A 19,291-nucleotide genomic window follows, 5' to 3' on the forward strand; every position below is an offset into this window, starting at 1 on the left:
GGACGACGGCGTCTGACCGACGAGCGGCGGGCGCCTGTCCGCCGCCGACCAACCAAGGAAGAAGGGTGTCCTCCATGACCGTCCGCGTAGGGATCAACGGCTTCGGGCGCATCGGCCGCAACTTCATGCGGGCCGTGCTGGCCTCGGGGGCCGACATCGAGATCGTCGCTGTCAACGACCTCACCGACAACGCGACCCTGGCCCACCTGCTGAAGTACGACTCGATCCTGGGCCGCCTGGACGGTGAGGTCACCAGCACCGAGGACGAGATCAGCGTCGACGGCAAGGCGTTCAAGGCGTTCGCCGAGAAGGACCCGACCGCGCTGCCCTGGGGCGACCTGGGAGCGGACGTCGTGGTCGAGTCCACGGGCATCTTCACCGACGCGACCAAGGCGAAGGCGCACGTCGACGCCGGGGCGAAGAAGGTCATCATCTCCGCGCCCGCCAAGAACGAGGACATCACCGTCGTCATGGGCGTCAACGAGAAGGACTACGACCCGGCCGCCCACACCATCATCTCCAACGCGTCCTGCACCACGAACTGCCTCGCGCCGATGGCGAAGGTCCTCAACGACGAGTTCGGCATCGTCAAGGGCCTCATGACCACCATCCACGCCTACACCGCGGACCAGAACCTGCAGGACGGTCCGCACAGCGACCTCCGCCGGGCCCGGGCCGCCGCGCTCAACATCGTCCCCACCAAGACCGGCGCCGCCCAGGCGGTCGCCCTGGTGCTGCCCGAGCTCAAGGGCAAGTTCGACGGCTACGCGCTGCGGGTGCCGACGCCGACCGGGTCGGCCACCGACCTGACCTTCCAGGCCTCCCGGGAGGTCACGGTCGACGAGGTCAACGCGGCCGTGAAGAAGGCGGCCGAGGGTGAGCTCAAGGGCATCCTCACCTACACCGCGGACCCCATCGTGTCCAAGGACATCGAGACCGACCCGGCCTCGTGCATCTTCGACTCCGGACTCACCAAGGTCATCGGCGACCAGGTCAAGGTCGTCGGCTGGTACGACAACGAGTGGGGCTACTCCAACCGGCTCGTCGACCTCGTCGCACTGGTGGGCAGCTCGCTCTGATGCGGACGGTCGAACAGCTCAGCGAGGACCTGGGCGGGCTGTCCGGTCGGACGGTGCTGGTCCGCAGCGACCTCAACGTGCCCCTGGACGGGTCCACCATCACCGACGACGGCCGGGTGCGCGCCTCGGTGCCCACCATCGACGGGCTCCGCGAGCAGGGCGCCCGGGTCGTCGTGTGCGCCCACCTGGGCCGGCCCAAGGGCTCACCCGACCCGGCCTACTCCCTGGCCCCGGTCGCTGCGCGGCTCGGCGAGCTGCTGGAGCAGGACGGGCGTGGCGGGACGGTCTCGTTCGTGGAGGAGACGGTGGGCGAGCGGGCCGCCGCCGCCGTGGCCGCGCTCGACGACGGTGACGTGCTCGTCCTGGAGAACCTCAGGTTCCATCCCGGCGAGACCGCCAAGGCCGACGAGGACCGGGCGGACTTCGCCCGCCAGCTCGCGGACCTCGCCGACGCCTTCGTCTCCGACGGCTTCGGCGTGGTCCACCGGGCTCAGGCCTCCGTCTACGACGTGGCCCGGTTGCTCCCGCACGCGGCGGGCGGTCTGGTCCGGTCCGAGGTGGAGGTGATGCGGGCCCTGCGCGAGGACCCGCAGCGTCCCTACGCCGTGGTCCTCGGTGGGGCCAAGGTCAGCGACAAGCTGGGCGTCATCGAGTCGCTGATCTCGGTCGCCGACCGGCTGCTGGTCGGCGGCGGGATGGTCTTCACCTTCCTCAAGGCCCAGGGCCACGAGGTGGGCACGAGCCTGCTGGAGGAGGACCAGGTCGACACGGTCAAGGGCTACCTCGACACGGCCGCCGAGCGCGGCGTCGAGATCGTGCTCCCCACCGACATCGTGGTGGCCGACGCCTTCTCCGCCGACGCGGCGCACGAGGTCGTGGCGGCGGACGCGATGCCGGCCGACCGGATGGGCCTGGACATCGGACCGGACTCCCAGGAGCTCTTCGCGCAGCGGCTCGCCGACGCGCGCACCGTCTTCTGGAACGGGCCCATGGGCGCCTTCGAGATGGCACCCTTCGCCGACGGCACCCGGGCCGTGGCCGCGGCTCTGGTGGAGCGCACCCGGGAGGGTGCCATGACCGTCGTGGGTGGCGGCGACTCCGCCGCGGCGGTCCGCGAGTTCGGGTACGCCGAGGACGACTTCGGCCACATCTCGACCGGCGGTGGAGCCAGCCTGGAGTACCTCGAGGGCAAGGACCTCCCCGGACTGTCGGTGCTGGAGGACGCATGAGCGACACGCGACGTACCCCCCTGATGGCGGGGAACTGGAAGATGAACCTCGACCACCTGCAGGCGACCCACCTCGTGCAGAAGCTCGACTGGACGCTGCGGGACGCGAAGCACGACCCGGCCGCGGTCGAGGTCGTCGTGCTCCCGCCGTTCACCGACCTGCGCTCGGTCCAGACCCTGGTGCAGGGCGACCAGCTGTTCCTGCGGTACGGCGGGCAGGACCTCAGCCCGCACGACGAGGGGGCCTACACCGGTGACATCTCCGGCGCCTTCCTCGCCAAGCTGGGCTGCACCTACGTCGCCGTCGGGCACAGCGAGCGTCGGGAGGGCCACGAGGAGTCCGACGAGCTCGTCGCGGCCAAGGTGCGGGCCGCGCTGCGGCACGACCTCACCCCCATCCTGTGCGTCGGCGAGCCGTTGGAGGTGCGCCGGTCCGGCACCCATGTCGAGCACGTGGTCAGCCAGCTGCGGGCCGCCCTCGACGGCCTGGACGCCGACCAGGTCGCCCGGGTGGTCGTGGCCTACGAGCCGGTCTGGGCCATCGGCACCGGTGAGGTGGCGACACCGGACGACGCGCAGGAGGTCTGCGCGGCGATCCGGTCGGCGGTCGCCGAGCTGGCGGACGACGCGACGGCCGGCGCCCTGAGGGTCCTCTACGGCGGCTCGGTGAAGCCGGGCAACGTCGCCGAGCTCATGCGGCGTCCGGATGTCGACGGGGCCCTCGTCGGGGGCGCCTCGCTCTCGGTCGAGGACTTCGCCTCCATCTGCCGCTACCAGGCGCACGCCGGCTCCTCGGGCTGACGCGCGGCGGTTCGTCCTGCCGACCTGGCGTCGGTTAGGCTATCTGGTGCTCTGCGGCGTTGCGCCGCAGGGCACCGGACCCGCCCCTTCGACGACAAGGTTGTGCCCACGTGGAGTACGTCCGCTGGTTCCTGGACGCCCTGCTGGTGATCACCAGCTGCTTCCTCGTGCTCCTCATCCTCATGCACAAGGGCCGCGGCGGGGGGATGTCGGACATGTTCGGCGGGGGCATGAGCAGCAGCCTCGGGGGCAGCTCGGTCGCCGAGCGCAACCTCAACCGGATCACCGTGGCGATGGCCCTGGTCTGGGTGTCCGTCATCGTCGGCCTCGGGGTGTTGGTCCGCTTCAGCTGACGGGCCACCTGTGGCGCCGGACGGGGGGCAGACTCCGGTCCGGGTCGGCGGGGGCCGCGTGGGGCCTCACCCCTGCGGGAGGAGGGGCGTAGGGTATGCCTCACGTGACGTCAGGCGAAACGAGGCACCATGGTCAACACCAATGCCATCCGCGGCTCGCGGGTGGGCTCCGGCCCGATGGGGGAGAGCGAGCGGGGGGACACCGCCCCCCGCATCCGCGTCAGCTACTGGTGCGCGCACGGGCACGAGACGCGCCCCAGCTTCGCGGACGACGGCGAGGTCGACATTCCCGACACGTGGGACTGCCCCCGCTGCGGGCTGCCGGCCGGCCGTGACCGTGGCACCCCGCCCGAGGCGCCGCGGACCGAGCCGTACAAGACCCACCTCGCCTACGTGAAGGAGCGGCGCAGCGACTCCGACGGGGCGGCGCTCCTGGACGAGGCGCTGTCCCGGATGCGCGAGCGGGGCGTGGGGAGCGGCGCCACGCCCTAGCCCTGCGCCACCCACGACGTGGCGGCGGCCCCGACGACGTCGGGACGTGCCGTCAGCCGCCCGACGTCGAGGAGTCCTCCGTCTGCGCCAGGCCCTCCTGCACCGCCTCCTCGACCGCGTCCGCGCCCGGTGACTCCTCGGGCTCGTCGGCCCGCTCCAGGGTCCGGCTGGCCACGGCCGCACGGTCCGACCCGTCCACCGTGGCCGGCCCGGTCGGCGTCGTCCCGGCGCGGGCAGCCGCCGACCGGGTGCCGCCGCGGCGGACGGCCGGCAGACCCGTGCACAGGGCCCGCGAGTAGACCTCGTCGGCGTCCAGCCGCCGGAGCTCGGCGGTGAGCGCCTCGAAGGTCGACGGTGAGTGGAGGGCGACCAGACGGGGTTGGCTCCCCGGGACCGCCAGCGTCGCGGTGTCCTTGCCGTCGTCGGTGCGGACCAGGTCGATGGGGCCCGAGGCCCGGCTCAGCCGGACGCTCTGCAGGCCGGAGCCCGCCGGGGAACGGACCACCTCGACGGGGCAGCGCAACGAGGCCGCCAGCCAGCCGGCCAGCAGGTCGCAGCTCGGGTCGTGCGCCTCGCCCGCCACCGTGACGGACCGCACCGGCTCGAACGGCTCGCTCTCCAGGGCGGCGGCCAGCAGGGCCCGCCAGCGGGTGACCCGGGTCCAGGCCAGGTCGGTGTCGCCGGGTCGGTAGTGCTTGCCCCGGCGGCGCAGCTGGGTGCCGGCCTCCACGTCGGGCGAGGCGGCCGCGTCGGTGATGCGGCGGTGCGCCATCTGGCCCAGGGGCGACCCGGCGACGTCCGCCTCGACCCGGCCCGGCCACCACGCGACGACGGGGGAGTCGGGCAGCAGGAGCGGGGTCACCACCGAGCTGCCGTGGCGGGTGAGCTCGCCGTAGAGGCGCAGCACCACGATCTCCGACGCGCCGGCGTCGCCGCCCACCCGGATCTGGGCGTCCAGCCGGCCGCGTCCCCGCGCGTTCGCGGACACGACGACGAGGATGCGCGCCGGGTGCTGGCGCGTGGCGCGCGTGGCGACGTCAACCGCCTCGTCGGCCTGCTCCTCGTCCACCACCACGATGAGCGTGAGCACCCGGCCCATGGCCATCGCGCCGACGTCGTTGCGCAGCCGGACGAGGTTCTTGGCGACGTCAGCCGCGCTGCAGCTGGGAAGGTCGATGATCATGGCAGCCTCCACTCGCGTCCGTCACGCCGCATGAGCTCGTCGGCGTCGGCAGGCCCCCACGTGCCCGCGGGGTAGTCCTGGGGTGGGGAGGCCTGCTGGTGCCAGTGGTCGATGACCGGGTCGAGGATGCGCCAGGACTGCTCGACCTCCGCGTGCCGGGGGAACAGCGGTGGTTCGCCCAGCAGCACGTCGAGGATGAGCCGCTCGTAGGCCTCCGGGCTGGACTCGGTGAAGGAGGATCCGTAGCCGAAGTCCATCGACACGTCCCGCACCTCCATCTGGCTGCCCGGCACCTTGGAGCCGAAGCGCATGGTCATGCCCTCGTCCGGCTGCACCCGGATGACGATGGCGTTGGCACCGAGCTCCTCGGTCGCGGTCGAGCTGAACGGCAGGTGCGGGGCCTTGCGGAAGACCACGGCGATCTCGGTCACCCGCTTGCCCAGCCGCTTGCCCGTGCGCAGGTAGAACGGCACGCCCGCCCACCGGCGGGTGCGCACGTCCACCTTGAGCGCGGCGTAGGTCTCGGTGTGGTGGTCCTCCTCGACCCCGTCCTCGTCGAGGTACCCGCGCACCTTGTCGGTGCCCTGCCAGCCGGCGGCGTACCGGCCGCGGGCCGAGGCCGCGTCCAGGTCCTCCGGCAGCCGTACCGCGGCCAGGACCTTCTCCTTCTCGGCCCGCACGGCGTCCGCCGTGAACGCGACCGGCTCCTCCATGGCGGTCAGGGCGAGGAGCTGGAGCAGGTGGTTCTGGATCACGTCGCGCGCCGCACCGACCTCGTCGTAGTACCCCGCCCGACCGCCGATGCCGATGTCCTCGGCCATGGTGATCTGCACGTGGTCCACGTAGTTGGCGTTCCAGACCGGCTCGAAGAGCTGGTTGGCGAAGCGCAGCGCCAGGATGTTCTGGACGGTCTCCTTGCCGAGGTAGTGATCGATCCGGAAGACCGAGTCGGGCGGGAAGACCCCCTCGACGATCTCGTTGAGCTCCTGGGCGCTCTCCAGGTCGTGGCCGAAGGGCTTCTCGATGACCACCCGGCGCCACGTCCCCGGTCGGGGGTCGGACAGCCCGGACTCCTGCAGCCGGGTGCACACCGCGGCGAACCAGGACGGCGGGATCGACAGGTAGAACGCATGGTTGCCGCCGGTGCCCCGCTCCTCGTCCAGCGAGCGGACGGTGCGGGCCAGCAGCTCGAAGGCGTCCGGGTCGTCGAACGCGCCGGGGACGAAACGGAAGCCCTCGGCGAGCGAGCGCCATACCTCCTCCCGGAACTCGGTGCGGGCGTGCTGTCGCACCGAGTCGTGCACCACCTTGGCGAAGTCCTGGTCCGCCCAGTCCCGGCGCGCGAAACCCACCAGCGAGAAGCCCGGCGGCAGCAGGCCACGGTTGGCCAGGTCGTAGATGGCCGGCATGAGCTTCTTGCGGGCCAGGTCACCGGTGACGCCGAACATCACCATGCTGCACGGCCCGGCGATCCGGGGCAGACGCTTGTCGTCGGGGTCGCGCAGCGGGTTGGCGTCAGCGGTGACGGGGGCGGGTCCGGAGCCGCTCACCGGGTGAGCGCGGCGCGCAGCTGGCTCAGCCCCTGCGCCTGGTCGGTGAGGTGCAGGCGGAGCACGGGGCGGCCGTGGTCCGCGAGCACGGCGGCGTCACCGGCGGCCTGGGCCGCGATGAACTCCCCGAAGCTGAAGTCCTTGCCCGGGACCGGCAGGTCCGCAGCGGGCGCGCCGGTGACCTGCAGGTAGACCCCCTGGGCCGGACCACCCTTGTGGTACTGCCCGGTGGAGTGCAGGAAGCGGGGTCCCCAGCCGAAGGTGACGGGCCGACCGGTCCGCCGGACGAGGCCCCCCTGCACCTGGGCGAGGTCGGCGTGCTCCACCCGGTCCAGGTAGACCATGAGGGAGAGGTAGCCGCTGCGGGGGTCGAGCTGGTCCAGCAGCGCGTCGACCGCGCCCTCGAGGGTGCTGACACCCTCCGGCATCCACCCGTCGCCGCCGGCACGGATCTCCACCGCGTCGTCGACGAGGTCGGGGTCGCCCGCGCCGTCCGCGCCGTCCTCCATGATCTCCCGCGCCGCCTGCTTGGCGCTCTCGACGTCGGGCTGGTCGAAGGGGTTGATGCCCAGGAGGCGGCCGGCCACCGCGGTGGCGACCTCCCACAGCAGCAGCTGGGCGCCCAGCGACCCGGAGACCCCGACCACGGAGCCGGCGCCGTCGACGGCGGGGGGCTCCTCCTGGTCCTGCGGGGACAGGACGACGACCGTGCAGTCGTCGGTGCTGTCCAGGCCGTCGGTGGGGAATCCACCCGCCGGGGTCACGACGGGGAGCACGCCGGTGCCCTGCTTGCCGGTCGACTCGGCGATGAGCTGCTCGGCCCAGTCCGCGAGCCCGGCGATGCCCGAGCCCGCATCGGTGAAGAGCAGCTTGTCCCGCAGCGGCCGGGTCCCGGCCAGCGCGGCTCCGAGCCGCAGGCCGGGGTTGGCCCCGTCGTCCTCGGCCAGCAGGTCGGCCACCTCCTCCGCCTCGTCGAGCAGGGCGCCGATGTCGGCGCCGGCCAGCCCGGAGGGCACGAGGCCGAAGGCGGTGAGGGCCGAGTAGCGGCCACCGACCTCCGGGTCGGCGTTCACCACGCGGTAGCCGTCGGCCCGCGCCTGCTCGTCGAGCGGGCTGCCCGGGTCGGTGACGATGACGATCCGCTCGGTCGGGTCGATGCCGGCCTCGGTGAAGGCGTGCACGAAGGCACGCCGCTGGCTGTCCGTCTCCAGGGTGGACCCGGACTTGGAGGAGACCACCACGGCGCTGGCGGCGAGGTCCTCCTCGAGGGCCGACCGGACCATGTGGGGGTCCGAGCTGTCCAGGACCACCAGCTCGACGCCGGCGGTGCCCGTGATGACTTCGGGCGCGAGGGACGAGCCGCCCATGCCGCACAGCACGACGCGCCGGACACCGCGCTCGCGCAGCTGCTCGCGCAGTGCCTCGACCTCCCCCACGAGCGGACGCGAGCTGCGGTGCAGCCCGACCCAGGACAGCCTGATGGCCGCCTCGGACTCGGCCTCGGGTCCCCAGAGCGTGGCGTCGCGGGCGAAGAGCCGTGAGGCCACGGCCTCCTCGACGAGACCGGGCAGGTGGCGCTCGACCGCCTCCGCGGCGGCGCCCAGGGCCTGGACCGCGAGGGCGCTCACCGGGAGCCCTCCTGCCCGCTCCCACCCTGGCCGGCCTTGTCCAGCTCGTCCTGCACGGTGCCGAGCAGCTCGGACCAGGACTTCTCGAACTTGTCCACGCCCTCGACCTCGAGCTGCTCGACGACGTCGGTGTAGGACACGCCCACCCGCTCCAGGTCGTCGAGCACCTGCTGCGCCTCGGCGTAGGCGCCGGTCACCGTGTCGCCCTGGAGCTCGGCGTGGTCGACGGTGGCCTCGAGGGTCTTGGCCGGCATGGTGTTGACGGTGTGCGGAGCCACGAGCCCGGTGACGTACATCGTGTCCTCGTAGTCCGGGTTCTTCACCCCGGTGGAGGCCCACAGCGGCCGCTGCAGGTGGGCGCCGTCGTCGGCGAGATTCTGCCAGCGCGGGGTGCCGAAGACCTCCTCGAAGGCCTGGTAGGCCAGCCGGGCGTTCGCCAGACCGGCGCGGCCGCGCAGCGCGAGCGCCTCGTCGGTGCCGATCTCCTCCAGGCGGGAGTCGATCTCGCCGTCCACGCGCGAGACGAAGAAGCTCGCCACGGAGTGGATGGAGGACAGGTCACGTCCCTGCTCGCGGGCCTGCTCGAGACCGGTGAGGTAGGCGTTCATGACCCCGCGGTAGCGGTCGAGGGAGAAGATGAGGGTCACGTTGACGCTGATGCCGCTGGCCAGCGTCTGGGTGATCGCCGGCAGGCCCTCGACGGTGGCCGGGATCTTGATGAACAGGTTGGGGCGGTCCACGGTGGACCACAGCTGCTGCGCGATCTGCACGGTGCGCTCGTCGTCCTTGGCGGCGCCCGGGTCCACCTCGATGGACACCCGGCCGTCGACACCGCCGGTCCTCTCGTAGACCGGCAGCATGACGTCGCAGGCGTTGCGGACGTCCTCGGTGGTGAGCGCGAACACCGTGCTGTCGACGTCGGCGCCGTCGGAGGCCAGGTCGCGGACCTGGTCGGAGTAGGCCTCACCCTCGGCCAGCGCGGCCGCGAAGATGGTGGGGTTGGTGGTGATCCCGAGGACACCGCGGTCGACGTAGGACTGCAGCTCCCCGGAGGAGATCATCGGACGGTTCAGGTCGTCCAGCCAGACGGAGACCCCGGCGTCGGCCAGGTCGTGGAGGGTGGTGCGGGCGTGGTCGGTCATGACACTCCTCAGATGGTGGTGGGCAGGGTGGTCGCTGCGGGTCAGGCGCCGACGGTCTCGGAGCCGCCGTCGTCGGGCACCTCGGCACCACCGGGGACGGGTGCGCCGGAGGCGTCCTCGATCGAGTCGCGGGCCGCAGCGGCGACCGCCTCGGCGGTGATGCCGAACTCGCGGTAGAGGGTCTGGTAGTCGGCGGAGGCACCGTAGTGCTCGAGGCTGATGAGCCGACCGGCGTCACCGACGACCTCCCGCCAGCCCTGACCGACCGCCGCCTCGACGCTGACGCGGGCCCGCACGGTGGGCGGCAGCACCGACTCACGGTAGGCGCGGTCCTGGGTGCTGAACCACTCACGGCAGGGCATCGAGACGACCCGGGCGTGGATGCCCTCGGCCTCGAGCTGATCGCGCGCCTCGACGGCGAGCTGCACCTCGGACCCGGTCCCGACGAGGATGACGTCGGGGGTCCCGCCCTCGGCCTCGAGCAGCACGTAGGCACCACGGGCGGTGCCCGCGGCGGGACCCATCCGGTCCCGGTCGAAGACCGGCAGGTTCTGCCGGCTCAGGACCAGGGCCGCCGGGTGGTCGGTGATCCCCAGCACGGTGCGCCAGGCCACCGCGGTCTCGTTGGCGTCCGCCGGGCGGATGACGTCCAGGCCCGGGATGGCGCGCAGCGCCGCCAGGTGCTCGATCGGCTGGTGGGTCGGTCCGTCCTCACCCAGGCCGATGCTGTCGTGGGTCCAGACGTAGACGGGGTTGGCCTGCTGGATGGCGGCCAGGCGCAGCGACGGGCGCATGTAGTCGGAGAAGGTGAGGAAGGTGCCGCCGTAGGGCCGGGTCAGGCCCTCGAGGCAGATGCCGTTGAGGATCATCCCCATGGCGTTCTCGCGGATGCCGAAGTGCAGCGTGCGGCCGTACTCGTCGCCGGGGAACATCTCGGTGGACTTGCCGCTCGGCACGAACGAGGGAACGTTCGACATGGTCGTGTTGTTGGAGCCGGCCAGGTCGGCGGAGCCGCCCCACAGCTCGGGCATCACGTCGGCGAGAGCGTTGAGGACCTCCCCGGACGCCTTCCTCGTGGCCATCCCCTTCTCGTCGGCGGGGAAGGTCGGGATGGCTGCGTCCAGGCCCTCGGGCAGCTCGTGGCTCTGGAGCCGGTCGAGCAGCTGCGCCCGCTCCGGGTTGGCCTCGCGCCAGGCCTGGAAGCGCGTCTCCCAGGCCGCGTGCGCCTCGGCGCCCCGCTCACCCACCCGGCGCGCGTGGCTCAGGACCTCGTCCTCGACGGCGAAGGTGCGGCGGGCGTCGAAACCGAGCAGCTGCTTGGTCGCCGAGACCTCCTCGGCGCCGAGGGCGGAGCCGTGCGCGGCACCGGTGTCCCGGGCCTCGGGGGCCGGCCAGGCGATGATGGTGCGCAGCAGGACCAGCGTCGGGCGGTCGGTCCGGGCGCGGGCCGCCTGGAGCGCGGCGTACAGCTCGTCGATGTTCTCGGTGTAGGGGGCCTGGTCGCGCCAGTCCACGACCTCGGTCGCCCACCCGTACGCCTCGTAGCGACGCGCGACGTCCTCGCTGAACGAGATGTCGGTGTCGTCCTCGATGGAGATGAAGTTCTGGTCGTAGATGACGGTGAGGTTGGACAGCTCCTGGTGGCCGGCCAGCGAGCTCGCCTCGGACGTGACGCCCTCCATGATGTCGCCGTCGGACGCGATGACCCAGATCTGGTGGTCGAAGGGGGACTCGCCGGGAGCGGCGTCCGGGTCGAGCATCCCCCGCTGGCGGCGCTGCGCCATGGCCAGCCCGACGGCGGAGGCCATCCCGGAGCCCAGGGGGCCGGTGGTCATCTCGACGCCGGTCGTGTGGTGCACCTCGGGGTGCCCCGGGGTGGCCGAGCCCCACGTGCGCAGCTGCTGCAGGTCCTCCAGCTGCATGCCGTAGCCGGACAGGTACAGCTGGATGTACTGGGTCAGGGCGGCGTGGCCGGCCGACAGCACGAACCGGTCGCGGCCGAGCCAGTGGGGGTCGGCGGGGTCGTGCACCATGACGTTCTGGTAGAGCAGGTAGGCGAGCGGGGCCAGGCTCATGGCGGTGCCCGGGTGCCCGCTGCCGCACTTCTCGACGGCGTCGGCGGCCAGGACGCGGGCGGTGTCGACCGCCCGGACGTCGGCGTCGGTCCAGCCGACCTGCGAGCAGACGGGCCGCGCCAGCGCGCTGTCGCGGCCGGCGGTGTAGGTCTCGGTGGAGGTGGTCACTGGTTCATCTCCTGACGGTGCGGGGGCACGTGACGACGCGGCGCCGCGAGGACGCCCCGGTACACCACGACCATAGTCCCTGGGGGGTCGGGCGCGAGCCGGGCCGCCCCCGTCCCGGTCCGCGGCGCGGGCCACCACCCGGGGCGGCTACGATGGACGGTGCGACGTGAGCCCCTGAGCGCTCCTCGCGCGACCCGCACCACGACCGTCGAAGGATGCCGTGACCACGCTCCACCCACGCCCCGCCCGTCCCGGACGGACGCGGCCCGGGACCGCGGGTCGGGGCGCCCGGCCGTGGCGGCGGGTGGTGGGCGACTACGTCTCGCTGACCAAGCCGCGCATCATCGAGCTCCTGCTGGTCACCACCTTCCCGGTGATGTTCCTCGCCGAGCGCGGGGTCCCGCCGGTGTGGCTCATCGTGGCCACCCTCGTCGGGGGCACCCTCGCGGCGGCCTCGGCGAATGTCCTCAACTGCTACCTCGACCGCGACATCGACGCGCAGATGCACCGCACCTCCACCCGGCCGCTGGTCACCGGCGCGATCTCGCCGCGCTCCGCGCTCGTCTTCGGCGCCGTCCTGGGGGTGGCCTCGGTGCTGTGGCTGGGGCTGGTCGTCAACTGGCTGTCCGCCTGGCTGGCGCTGGGCGCGATCACGCTCTACGTCGTCTTCTACACGATCGTCCTCAAGCGGCGCACCAGCCAGAACATCGTCTGGGGCGGGGTCGCGGGGTGCATGCCCGTGCTCATCGGCTGGTCGGCGGTCACGGACGGGCTGTCCTGGGCCGCGCTGGTGCTGTTCCTCGTCGTCTTCTTCTGGACGCCGCCGCACTACTGGCCGCTGTCGATGCGCTTCAAGGAGGACTACGCCGCGGCCGGCGTGCCGATGCTCCCGGTGGTCGCCGAGGACATCGCCGTGGGCCGCCAGGTCGTGGCGTACGCCTGGGTCACCGTCCTCACCTCGCTCGTGCTCGTCCCGGTCGCCCCGATGGGATGGGTCTACACCGTCGTCGCGGTGGTCGCCGGCGCGGTCTTCGTCGTGGAGTCGCACCGGCTGCTGGGCCGGGCCCGGGCCGGGGTGACCGGCCCCCCGCTCGGGGCGATGCGGCTGTTCCACTTCTCCATCAGCTACCTCACCCTCCTCTTCCTGGCCGTGGCGGTCGACCCGCTGCTGCACCTGCCGCTGACATGACCACCTCGCCCCCCCGTCCTCGTCCCTCGGCGGCCGCGCCCAGGGCATACCTGGTGGACCGGCTGCTGCCGCGCACCCCGGGACGGTGGCTGCGGACGACGGCCTGGGCCTCGCTGATCGCCAACTCGCTCCTCGTCCTCACCGGGGGGCTGGTGCGGTTGACCGGCAGCGGGCTGGGCTGCCCGACCTGGCCGCGCTGCACGGACGCCTCGTGGACCAACACCCCGGAGATGGGGGTGCACGGCGTCATCGAGTTCGGCAACCGGGTCCTCACCTTCCTGCTCGCGGCGATCGCGATCCTCACCTTCCTCGCCGTGTGGCGGCTGCGTCGCCGGCACCGCGACCTGTTCGTCCTCGCGCTGCTCATGGGACTCGGGATCCCGCTGCAGGCGGTGCTCGGCGGCATCACCGTCCTCACCGGGCTCAACCCGTGGGTGGTCGGCATCCACTTCCTCGTCTCCGGAGTCCTCATCGCGCTCGGGGCCGTCCTCGTCACCCGGGCACGACGGGTGAGCCTGCCGCGGGTGGCGCACGCCCATCGTCCGGGCCAGGTGCGCACCGACCGTCGCGTGGTGCGGGCGCTCGCCGCGGTCATCGCCGTCAGCACCGCGCTGACCGTCTACCTCGGCACCCTCGTGACCGGCACCGGCCCGCACTCCGGCGACTCCGGCGAGGTGGCACGGCACGCCTTCGACGCCTATCTCGTGACCCGGGCGCACGTCGTGCCGGTCTACGTCCTCGTCCTGGCGACCGGCGCCGCGCTGCTCGGCGCCTACACCCGGCGCTGGCCGGCCGCCGTACGCCGACGGCTCGTCGCCCTGTCCGTCGTGCTCGTGGCCCAGGCCGCGGTCGGCTACTACCAGTTCTTCACCGGGCTCCCGGTCGCCGCGGTGGCGCTGCACCTCGTCGGCGCCGCCACCCTCGTCGCGGTGAGCGCCACGACGGTCCACACCCTGTATGCCGTCAGCGCCCCCGCGCCCCTGGCGCCGCAGGGCGCGGCCGCGGTGCGGGAGCCGGAGCGCCGGCGGTGAGCCAGGGCGCCTCCCGCCCCTGCGCCGTCGAGCTGCACGACCTGACCCGCAGCTTCGGCGGGACCACGGCGCTGCGGGGCCTGACGCTGGACGCCCGCGGCGGCGAGGTGACCTGCGTGCTCGGACCGAACGGTGCGGGCAAGACCACCGCGGTGGAGATCGCGGTCGGCCTGCAGCGGCCGGACGGCGGGCAGGCGAGGGTGCTCGGGCGCGACCCCTGGGGTGCCGGTGCCGCCCACCGGGACCGGGTCGGGGTCATGCTGCAGGACGGCGGGCTGCCGCAGGCGGTGACCCCCCAGGCCCTGCTGCCGCACCTGGCCCGGTTGTACTCCCGGCCGCTCGACGTGCCGGAGCTGGCCGGACGGCTGGGCATCCCCGCGTTCGGGCGCACGCCGGTCCGCCGCCTCTCGGGAGGACAACGGCAACGGGTGGCGCTGGCCGCGGCCCTGGTGGGGGACCCGGACGTGGCCTTCCTCGACGAGCCGACCGCCGGTCTGGACCCGCACGCCCGGCGCGAGGTGCACACGCTCCTGCGCGAGGTGGCCGGGCACGGCACCGCGACGGTGGTGACGACCCACTCCTTCGAGGAGGCCCAGCGGCTCGCCGACCGGGTGGCGGTGGTGGTCGACGGCCGGGTGGCGGCCCTGGGCAGCGTCGAGGACGTCTGCCTCGGCGCCGGCGCCACCGGCCTCGAGGAGGCGTACTTCGCGCTGACCGACGGGGCGGCCCGGTGAGCGCCGCCCCCACGACGACCCGGGTCGAGGCCCCCGCGGCCCGGCGGGTGCTGGCCCAGGCACGGTTCGAGGCGCTCGGCCTCCTGCGCCACGGGGAGCAGCTGCTCGTCTCGGTCGTGCTGCCCGTCCTCGCGCTGGTCGGGCTCAGCCTCGTGGCCTTCCCGGAGCTGGCCGTCGGGCGGTGGTCGGGCGCCGCCCGCATCGACGTCCTCACGCCCGGGGTCCTCGCGCTCACCGTCCTGTCCACCGCCTTCACCGGCCAGGCCATCCTGCTCGGGTTCGAGCGGCGCTGGGGCGTGCTGCGGCTGCTCGGCACGACGCCGCTCGGCCGCGGCGGGCTGCTCCTCGCGAAGACGACCGCCGTGCTCGCGGTCCTGACCCTGCAGCTGCTGCTCGTCGGGGCGGTGGCCCTGGTGCTCGGCTGGCGGCCGGCCCTCGCCGGGGTGCTGCCCGCCGTCCTCGCCGTCGGCCTGGGCGCGCTGGCCCTGGTGGCACTCGCGGCCTGCGTCGGCGGGGCCCTGCGGGCCGAGGCGGTCCTCGCGCTGGCCAACCTCGTATGGGTGCTGCTCGCCGGGTTCGGCGGCACCCTGCTGCCGGCGGCCGCGCTGCCCGCCGGCCCGCTGCTCTCGCTGCTCCCCACGGCGGCGCTCGGGGACGCCCTGCGCGACGCCTTCGTCCTCGGCTCCTGGAACTGGCCGGCGCTCGGTGTGCTGCTGCTCTGGGGGCTGCTGGCGGGGCTGCTGGCCCGTCGGCTGCTGCGCTGGTCGGACTAGGTCGCGCCGGTCCGCGCGGTGAGGGTGCCCTACCTTGGCACCCGGCGCGCGAATACGTCACACTGACGTGGTGAATATCGCACAGGTGCCTGACGCCATGGCGGAGGTGCACGACGAGTCCCGGACGCGGGACCGGGTGCGTCGCGCCGTGGGCGAGCAGGCGCCGGTGACCGCCAGCGCGCTGGCCAAGGACCTCGGCCTCACCCCCGCCGCGGTCCGCCGCCACCTGGACGCCCTGGACGAGGCCGGGCTCATCGCCGAGCACGACGGGCCCCTGCCGGGCCGTCGCGGCCGGGGCCGCCCCGCGCGGGCCTACGTCCTCACCTCCCTCGGGCAGGAGCAGTTCAGCACCAGCTACGACGGGGTGGCCAACGCGGCCCTGCACTACCTCGCCGACCGGGTAGGGGTCGCGGCCGTCGAGGCCTTCGCCGAGGCCCAGATCGAGCAGCTCGAGCAGCGGCTGCGCGAGGCGGTGGACCGAGCGGTCGAGGACGCGGGGGACGACGACCTGCAGACCCGCACCGCCGCGCTCGCGAAGGCCCTGTCGCACGAGGGGTATGCCGCGTCGGCCCGCCCCGTGGGGGAGGGGACCGGGCTGGCCGGCCTGCAGCTGTGCCAGGGCCACTGCCCGGTGCGTGAGGTCGCCACCGAGTTCCCGCAGTTCTGCGAGGCCGAGACCAAGGCCATCGCCCGTATCCTCGACGTGCACGTGCAACGGCTGGCGACGCTGGCCGGCGGCGAGCACGTCTGCACCACCTTCGTGCCGATCGGCGCCCTGGGGACCGCACCACCGAGTGCGGAAGAAAGAGCGAGTGCCCCGCCGTTCGTCATACCGAGGACTTCTGACCGCACAGACCCCACCGACCACACGACCGACGAGAGGACGTGACATGAGCACCAACATCGAGGAGCTCAACCCGGGCCTGAAGGACCTGGGCAAGTACGAGTACGGCTGGGCCGACCGCGACGAGGCCGGAGCCTCGGCACGGCGCGGGCTCTCCGAGGCCGTCGTGCGCGACATCTCGGACAGGAAGAACGAGCCCGAGTGGATGCTGGACCAGCGCCTGAAGGCGCTGCGCCTCTTCGGCAAGAAGCCGATGCCCCACTGGGGCGCGGACCTGTCGGACATCGACTTCGACAACATCAAGTACTTCGTGAAGTCGACGGAGAAGCAGGCCACCAGCTGGGAGGACCTGCCGGAGGACATCCGCAACACCTACGACCGGCTCGGCATCCCCGAGGCCGAGAAGCAGCGGCTCGTCGCCGGTGTCGCGGCGCAGTACGAGTCGGAGGTTGTCTACCACCAGATCCGCGAGGACCTGGAGGAGAAGGGCGTCCTGTTCCTGGACACCGACACCGCCCTGCGCGAGCACGGCGACCTGTTCCGTGAGTACTTCGGGTCGGTCATCCCCTCGGGCGACAACAAGTTCTCCGCCCTCAACACCGCCGTGTGGTCGGGCGGGTCGTTCATCTACGTGCCCAAGGGTGTCCACGTCGACATCCCGCTGCAGGCCTACTTCCGGATCAACACCGAGAACATGGGCCAGTTCGAGCGGACCCTGATCATCGCCGACGAGGGCTCCTCGGTGCACTACGTCGAGGGCTGCACCGCCCCGATCTACAAGACCGACAGCCTGCACAGCGCGGTCGTCGAGATCGTGGTGAAGAAGAACGCCAAGGTGCGCTACACCACCATCCAGAACTGGTCGAACAACGTCTACAACCTCGTCACCAAGCGGGCGACCTGCGACGAGGGCGCGACCATGGAGTGGATCGACGGCAACATCGGCTCCAAGGTCACGATGAAGTACCCGGCCGTCTTCCTCCTCGGCGAGCACGCCAAGGGCGAGACCCTGTCCGTCGCCTTCGCGGGCGAGGGCCAGCACCAGGACGCCGGCTCCAAGATGGTGCACGCCGCGCCGCACACCTCCTCGACCATCGTGTCGAAGTCGGTGGCCCGTGGTGGCGGCCGGTCGTCCTACCGCGGCCTGGTCCAGATCAACGAGGGCGCGCACCACAGCCGCTCCTCGGTCGTCTGCGACGCGCTGCTCGTCGACCAGATCTCCCGGTCCGACACCTACCCCTACGTCGACGTCCGCGAGGACGACGTGCAGATGGGTCACGAGGCGACCGTCTCCAAGGTGTCCGAGGACCAGATGTTCTACCTCATGTCCCGAGGCATGTCCGAGACCGAGGCCATGGCGATGATCGTGCGCGGCTTCGTGGAGCCGATCGCCCGCGAGCTGCCCATGGAGTACGCCCTCGAGCTCAACCGCCTCATCGAGCTGCAGATGGAAGGAGCCGTCGGCTGATGTCTCTGCTTGTCGACGACAAGACTCATCAGGACCCCCAGGCCCAGATCGGCGGGGACCACCGCATCCCCGACCAGTCGCGGGCCGCGCGCACCCGGTCCTTCGACGTGGGCGCCTTCGGTCTCCCGACCGGTCGTGAGGAGGAGTGGCGGTTCACCCCCGTCGACCGGCTCGGTGCCGTGTTCAGCGACGCCGCCACCGACGACCGGGACGGCGACGCGGCGGCCGACCATGCCGTCACCGCCGGTGACCACGTCACGGTCGGCACGCTGGCCCCCGGCCAGGCGCCGCGCGGCACCGTGCTCGTCCCCGAGGACCGCGGCGCGGCCGTCGCCTCGGCCAACACCGAGCAGGCCCTGCACGTCGCGATCGACGCCGAGGCCGAGCTGGCCGAGCCGGTCCGGGTCGACGTCACGGGCCGGGGCGCGGGCCGCCGCTCCAACGCGCACGTCGTGCTGGAGGCCGGCGCGCACAGCAAGGCCCTGGTCATCCTCGACCACACCGGGGCGGCGGACCACACCGGCAACCTCGAGGTCCTCGTCGGGGACGGCGCGGAGCTCACCGTGGTGTCGCTGCAGCGCTGGGACGACGAGGCCCTCCACCTGGCCCAGCACGAGGCGCTCGTGGGTCGGGACGCGACCTACAAGCACATCGCGGTCTCCATCGGCGGCGGCATCGTGCGGATGAACTCCAACGTCCGGTATGCCGGGCCCGGCGGCGACGCGACGCTGCTCGGGGTCTACTTCGCCGACTCCGGCCAGCACCTCGAGCACCGTTCCTTCGTGGACCACAACGCCCCCCGGTGCACCTCACTGGTGACCTACAAGGGTGCGCTGCAGGGCGACACGGCCCGTACCGTGTGGGTGGGTGACGTGCTCATCCGGGCCGAGGCCGAGGGCATCGACACCTACGAGCTCAACCGCAACCTCGTGCTCACCGACGGCGCCCGCGCCGACTCGGTCCCCAACCTGGAGATCGAGACCGGTGACATCGCCGGCGCCGGCCACGCGAGCTCGACCGGCCGGTTCGACGACGAGCAGCTCTTCTACCTCATGTCCCGCGGGATCACCGAGGACGAGGCACGGCGTCTGGTCGTGCGGGGCTTCTTCGCCGACATCATCGCCAAGATCGGGGTCCCCGAGGTCGTGGAGACCCTCATGACCGCGATCGACGAGGAGCTCTCGCTCACCATGGGGAGGACCCCCGCCGCATGAGCGAGCCCGTCCGTGTCTGCTCGGTCGACGAGCTGCCCTCCGAGGTGGGGGCGGTCGTCGCCGAGATCGAGGGTCGTCGGGTGGCCATCGCCCGGGACAGCGCGGGCGACCTGCACGCCTTCGACGACACCTGCAGCCATGCCAACGTCAGCCTCGCCGAGGGCGAGATCGAGGGCCAGCACATCGAGTGCTGGCTGCACGGCTCGCAGTTCAACATGACCACCGGGGCCCCGGAGCAGCTGCCCGCGACCATCCCGATCGCCGTCCACGAGCTGAGGGTCGACGAGGACGGCAGCGTCCTCGTCACCCTCCGCACCACCGCGGCCGGCGTCTGACACC

General features: G+C 72.7%; 18 protein-coding genes. 13 read left to right on the forward strand and 5 right to left on the reverse strand.

Annotation, left to right across the window (positions count from 1 at the left end; translation table 11 throughout):
* Positions 1-74: 74 nt before the first annotated feature.
* The 5 genes from gap to EUS26_RS10945 all read left to right on the forward strand — a co-directional run bounded on the left by gap (position 75) and on the right by EUS26_RS10945 (position 3,953).
* The gene (gene gap / locus EUS26_RS10925) at positions 75-1,079 is read left to right on the forward strand and encodes a type I glyceraldehyde-3-phosphate dehydrogenase (RefSeq protein WP_130013871.1); all 1,005 of its coding nucleotides are present in this window, start codon (positions 75-77) and stop codon (positions 1,077-1,079) included.
* Positions 1,079-2,308 carry a phosphoglycerate kinase gene (locus EUS26_RS10930; protein ID WP_130013872.1) on the forward strand — a complete coding sequence of 410 codons (1,230 nt, stop codon included), beginning with the start codon at positions 1,079-1,081 and terminating at the stop codon, positions 2,306-2,308. The genes gap and EUS26_RS10930 overlap by 1 nt, the downstream gene beginning before the upstream one ends.
* Entirely contained in the window at positions 2,305-3,108 is an 804-nt protein-coding gene (tpiA, locus tag EUS26_RS10935; RefSeq protein ID WP_130013873.1) for a triose-phosphate isomerase, read from the forward strand. The genes EUS26_RS10930 and tpiA overlap by 4 nt, the downstream gene beginning before the upstream one ends.
* A gap of 110 nt (positions 3,109-3,218) precedes the next feature.
* Positions 3,219-3,461 carry a preprotein translocase subunit SecG gene (gene secG / locus EUS26_RS10940; protein WP_130013874.1) on the forward strand — a complete coding sequence of 81 codons (243 nt, stop codon included), beginning with the start codon at positions 3,219-3,221 and terminating at the stop codon, positions 3,459-3,461.
* Between the two features lie 129 nt (positions 3,462-3,590).
* On the forward strand, positions 3,591-3,953 hold the full coding sequence (locus EUS26_RS10945; RefSeq protein ID WP_130013875.1) for an RNA polymerase-binding protein RbpA: 363 nt from the start codon (positions 3,591-3,593) through the stop codon (positions 3,951-3,953).
* 52 nt (positions 3,954-4,005) lie between these two features.
* Here EUS26_RS10945 and EUS26_RS10950 read toward each other — a convergent pair whose 3' ends face one another.
* From EUS26_RS10950 to tkt, 5 genes are read right to left on the reverse strand one after another with little or no spacing between them, the layout of a single operon-like run.
* Complete coding sequence (locus EUS26_RS10950) at positions 4,006-5,136, reverse strand: glucose-6-phosphate dehydrogenase assembly protein OpcA (protein ID WP_130013876.1); 1,131 nt, start codon at positions 5,134-5,136, stop codon at positions 4,006-4,008.
* Positions 5,133-6,686 carry a glucose-6-phosphate dehydrogenase gene (gene zwf / locus EUS26_RS10955; protein WP_130013877.1) on the reverse strand — a complete coding sequence of 518 codons (1,554 nt, stop codon included), beginning with the start codon at positions 6,684-6,686 and terminating at the stop codon, positions 5,133-5,135. The genes EUS26_RS10950 and zwf overlap by 4 nt, the downstream gene beginning before the upstream one ends.
* Positions 6,683-8,314 carry a glucose-6-phosphate isomerase gene (locus EUS26_RS10960; protein WP_130013878.1) on the reverse strand — a complete coding sequence of 544 codons (1,632 nt, stop codon included), beginning with the start codon at positions 8,312-8,314 and terminating at the stop codon, positions 6,683-6,685. The genes zwf and EUS26_RS10960 overlap by 4 nt, the downstream gene beginning before the upstream one ends.
* Complete coding sequence (gene tal / locus EUS26_RS10965; RefSeq protein ID WP_130013879.1) at positions 8,311-9,456, reverse strand: transaldolase; 1,146 nt, start codon at positions 9,454-9,456, stop codon at positions 8,311-8,313. The genes EUS26_RS10960 and tal overlap by 4 nt, the downstream gene beginning before the upstream one ends.
* Before the next feature lie 41 nt (positions 9,457-9,497).
* On the reverse strand, positions 9,498-11,699 hold the full coding sequence (gene tkt, locus EUS26_RS10970; protein WP_130013880.1) for a transketolase: 2,202 nt from the start codon (positions 11,697-11,699) through the stop codon (positions 9,498-9,500).
* A gap of 220 nt (positions 11,700-11,919) precedes the next feature.
* Here tkt and EUS26_RS10975 point away from each other — a divergent pair, with 220 nt between their 5' ends.
* The 8 genes from EUS26_RS10975 (at position 11,920) to EUS26_RS11010 (ending at position 19,287) form a co-directional block, all read left to right on the forward strand.
* Positions 11,920-12,888 carry a heme o synthase gene (locus EUS26_RS10975; protein WP_130013881.1) on the forward strand — a complete coding sequence of 323 codons (969 nt, stop codon included), beginning with the start codon at positions 11,920-11,922 and terminating at the stop codon, positions 12,886-12,888.
* The gene (locus tag EUS26_RS10980; RefSeq protein WP_130013882.1) at positions 12,885-13,919 is read left to right on the forward strand and encodes a COX15/CtaA family protein; all 1,035 of its coding nucleotides are present in this window, start codon (positions 12,885-12,887) and stop codon (positions 13,917-13,919) included. The genes EUS26_RS10975 and EUS26_RS10980 overlap by 4 nt, the downstream gene beginning before the upstream one ends.
* Positions 13,916-14,653: an ABC transporter ATP-binding protein gene (locus EUS26_RS10985; RefSeq protein WP_130013883.1), complete on the forward strand. Its 738-nt coding sequence runs from the start codon at positions 13,916-13,918 to the stop codon at positions 14,651-14,653. Before EUS26_RS10980 ends, EUS26_RS10985 begins: the two co-directional genes overlap by 4 nt.
* Positions 14,650-15,426 carry an ABC transporter permease gene (locus EUS26_RS10990; protein ID WP_238148934.1) on the forward strand — a complete coding sequence of 259 codons (777 nt, stop codon included), beginning with the start codon at positions 14,650-14,652 and terminating at the stop codon, positions 15,424-15,426. Before EUS26_RS10985 ends, EUS26_RS10990 begins: the two co-directional genes overlap by 4 nt.
* A 70-nt stretch (positions 15,427-15,496) precedes the next feature.
* On the forward strand, positions 15,497-16,315 hold the full coding sequence (locus tag EUS26_RS10995) for a helix-turn-helix transcriptional regulator (RefSeq protein ID WP_238148942.1): 819 nt from the start codon (positions 15,497-15,499) through the stop codon (positions 16,313-16,315).
* A gap of 1 nt (position 16,316) precedes the next feature.
* Positions 16,317-17,738 (forward strand): Fe-S cluster assembly protein SufB, encoded by a 1,422-nt coding sequence (gene sufB, locus EUS26_RS11000; RefSeq protein ID WP_130013884.1) that lies wholly within the window; start codon positions 16,317-16,319, stop codon positions 17,736-17,738.
* Entirely contained in the window at positions 17,738-18,952 is a 1,215-nt protein-coding gene (gene sufD / locus EUS26_RS11005) for a Fe-S cluster assembly protein SufD (RefSeq protein WP_130013885.1), read from the forward strand. Before sufB ends, sufD begins: the two co-directional genes overlap by 1 nt.
* On the forward strand, positions 18,949-19,287 hold the full coding sequence (locus EUS26_RS11010) for a non-heme iron oxygenase ferredoxin subunit (protein WP_130013886.1): 339 nt from the start codon (positions 18,949-18,951) through the stop codon (positions 19,285-19,287). The genes sufD and EUS26_RS11010 overlap by 4 nt, the downstream gene beginning before the upstream one ends.
* Positions 19,288-19,291 lie beyond the last annotated feature (4 nt).

This window comes from Serinicoccus sediminis (genome assembly GCF_004153545.1).
GTDB lineage: Bacteria > Actinomycetota > Actinomycetes > Actinomycetales > Dermatophilaceae > Ornithinicoccus > Ornithinicoccus sediminis_A.

Bases quoted from the DNA above. Each gene is read 5' to 3' on its own strand.
- gap (WP_130013871.1), top strand. From the start codon at position 75: ATGACCGTCCGCGTAGGGATCAACGGCTTCGGGCGCATCGGCCGCAAC.
- EUS26_RS10930 (WP_130013872.1), top strand. From the start codon at position 1,079: ATGCGGACGGTCGAACAGCTCAGCGAGGACCTGGGCGGGCTGTCCGGT.
- EUS26_RS10945 (WP_130013875.1), top strand. From the start codon at position 3,591: ATGGTCAACACCAATGCCATCCGCGGCTCGCGGGTGGGCTCCGGCCCG.
- EUS26_RS11010 (WP_130013886.1), top strand. From the start codon at position 18,949: ATGAGCGAGCCCGTCCGTGTCTGCTCGGTCGACGAGCTGCCCTCCGAG.
- EUS26_RS10980 (WP_130013882.1), top strand. From the start codon at position 12,885: ATGACCACCTCGCCCCCCCGTCCTCGTCCCTCGGCGGCCGCGCCCAGG.
- sufB (WP_130013884.1), top strand. From the start codon at position 16,317: ATGAGCACCAACATCGAGGAGCTCAACCCGGGCCTGAAGGACCTGGGC.
- EUS26_RS10950 (WP_130013876.1), bottom strand. From the start codon at position 5,136: ATGATCATCGACCTTCCCAGCTGCAGCGCGGCTGACGTCGCCAAGAAC.
- sufD (WP_130013885.1), top strand. From the start codon at position 17,738: ATGTCTCTGCTTGTCGACGACAAGACTCATCAGGACCCCCAGGCCCAG.
- tpiA (WP_130013873.1), top strand. From the start codon at position 2,305: ATGAGCGACACGCGACGTACCCCCCTGATGGCGGGGAACTGGAAGATG.
- tal (WP_130013879.1), bottom strand. From the start codon at position 9,456: ATGACCGACCACGCCCGCACCACCCTCCACGACCTGGCCGACGCCGGG.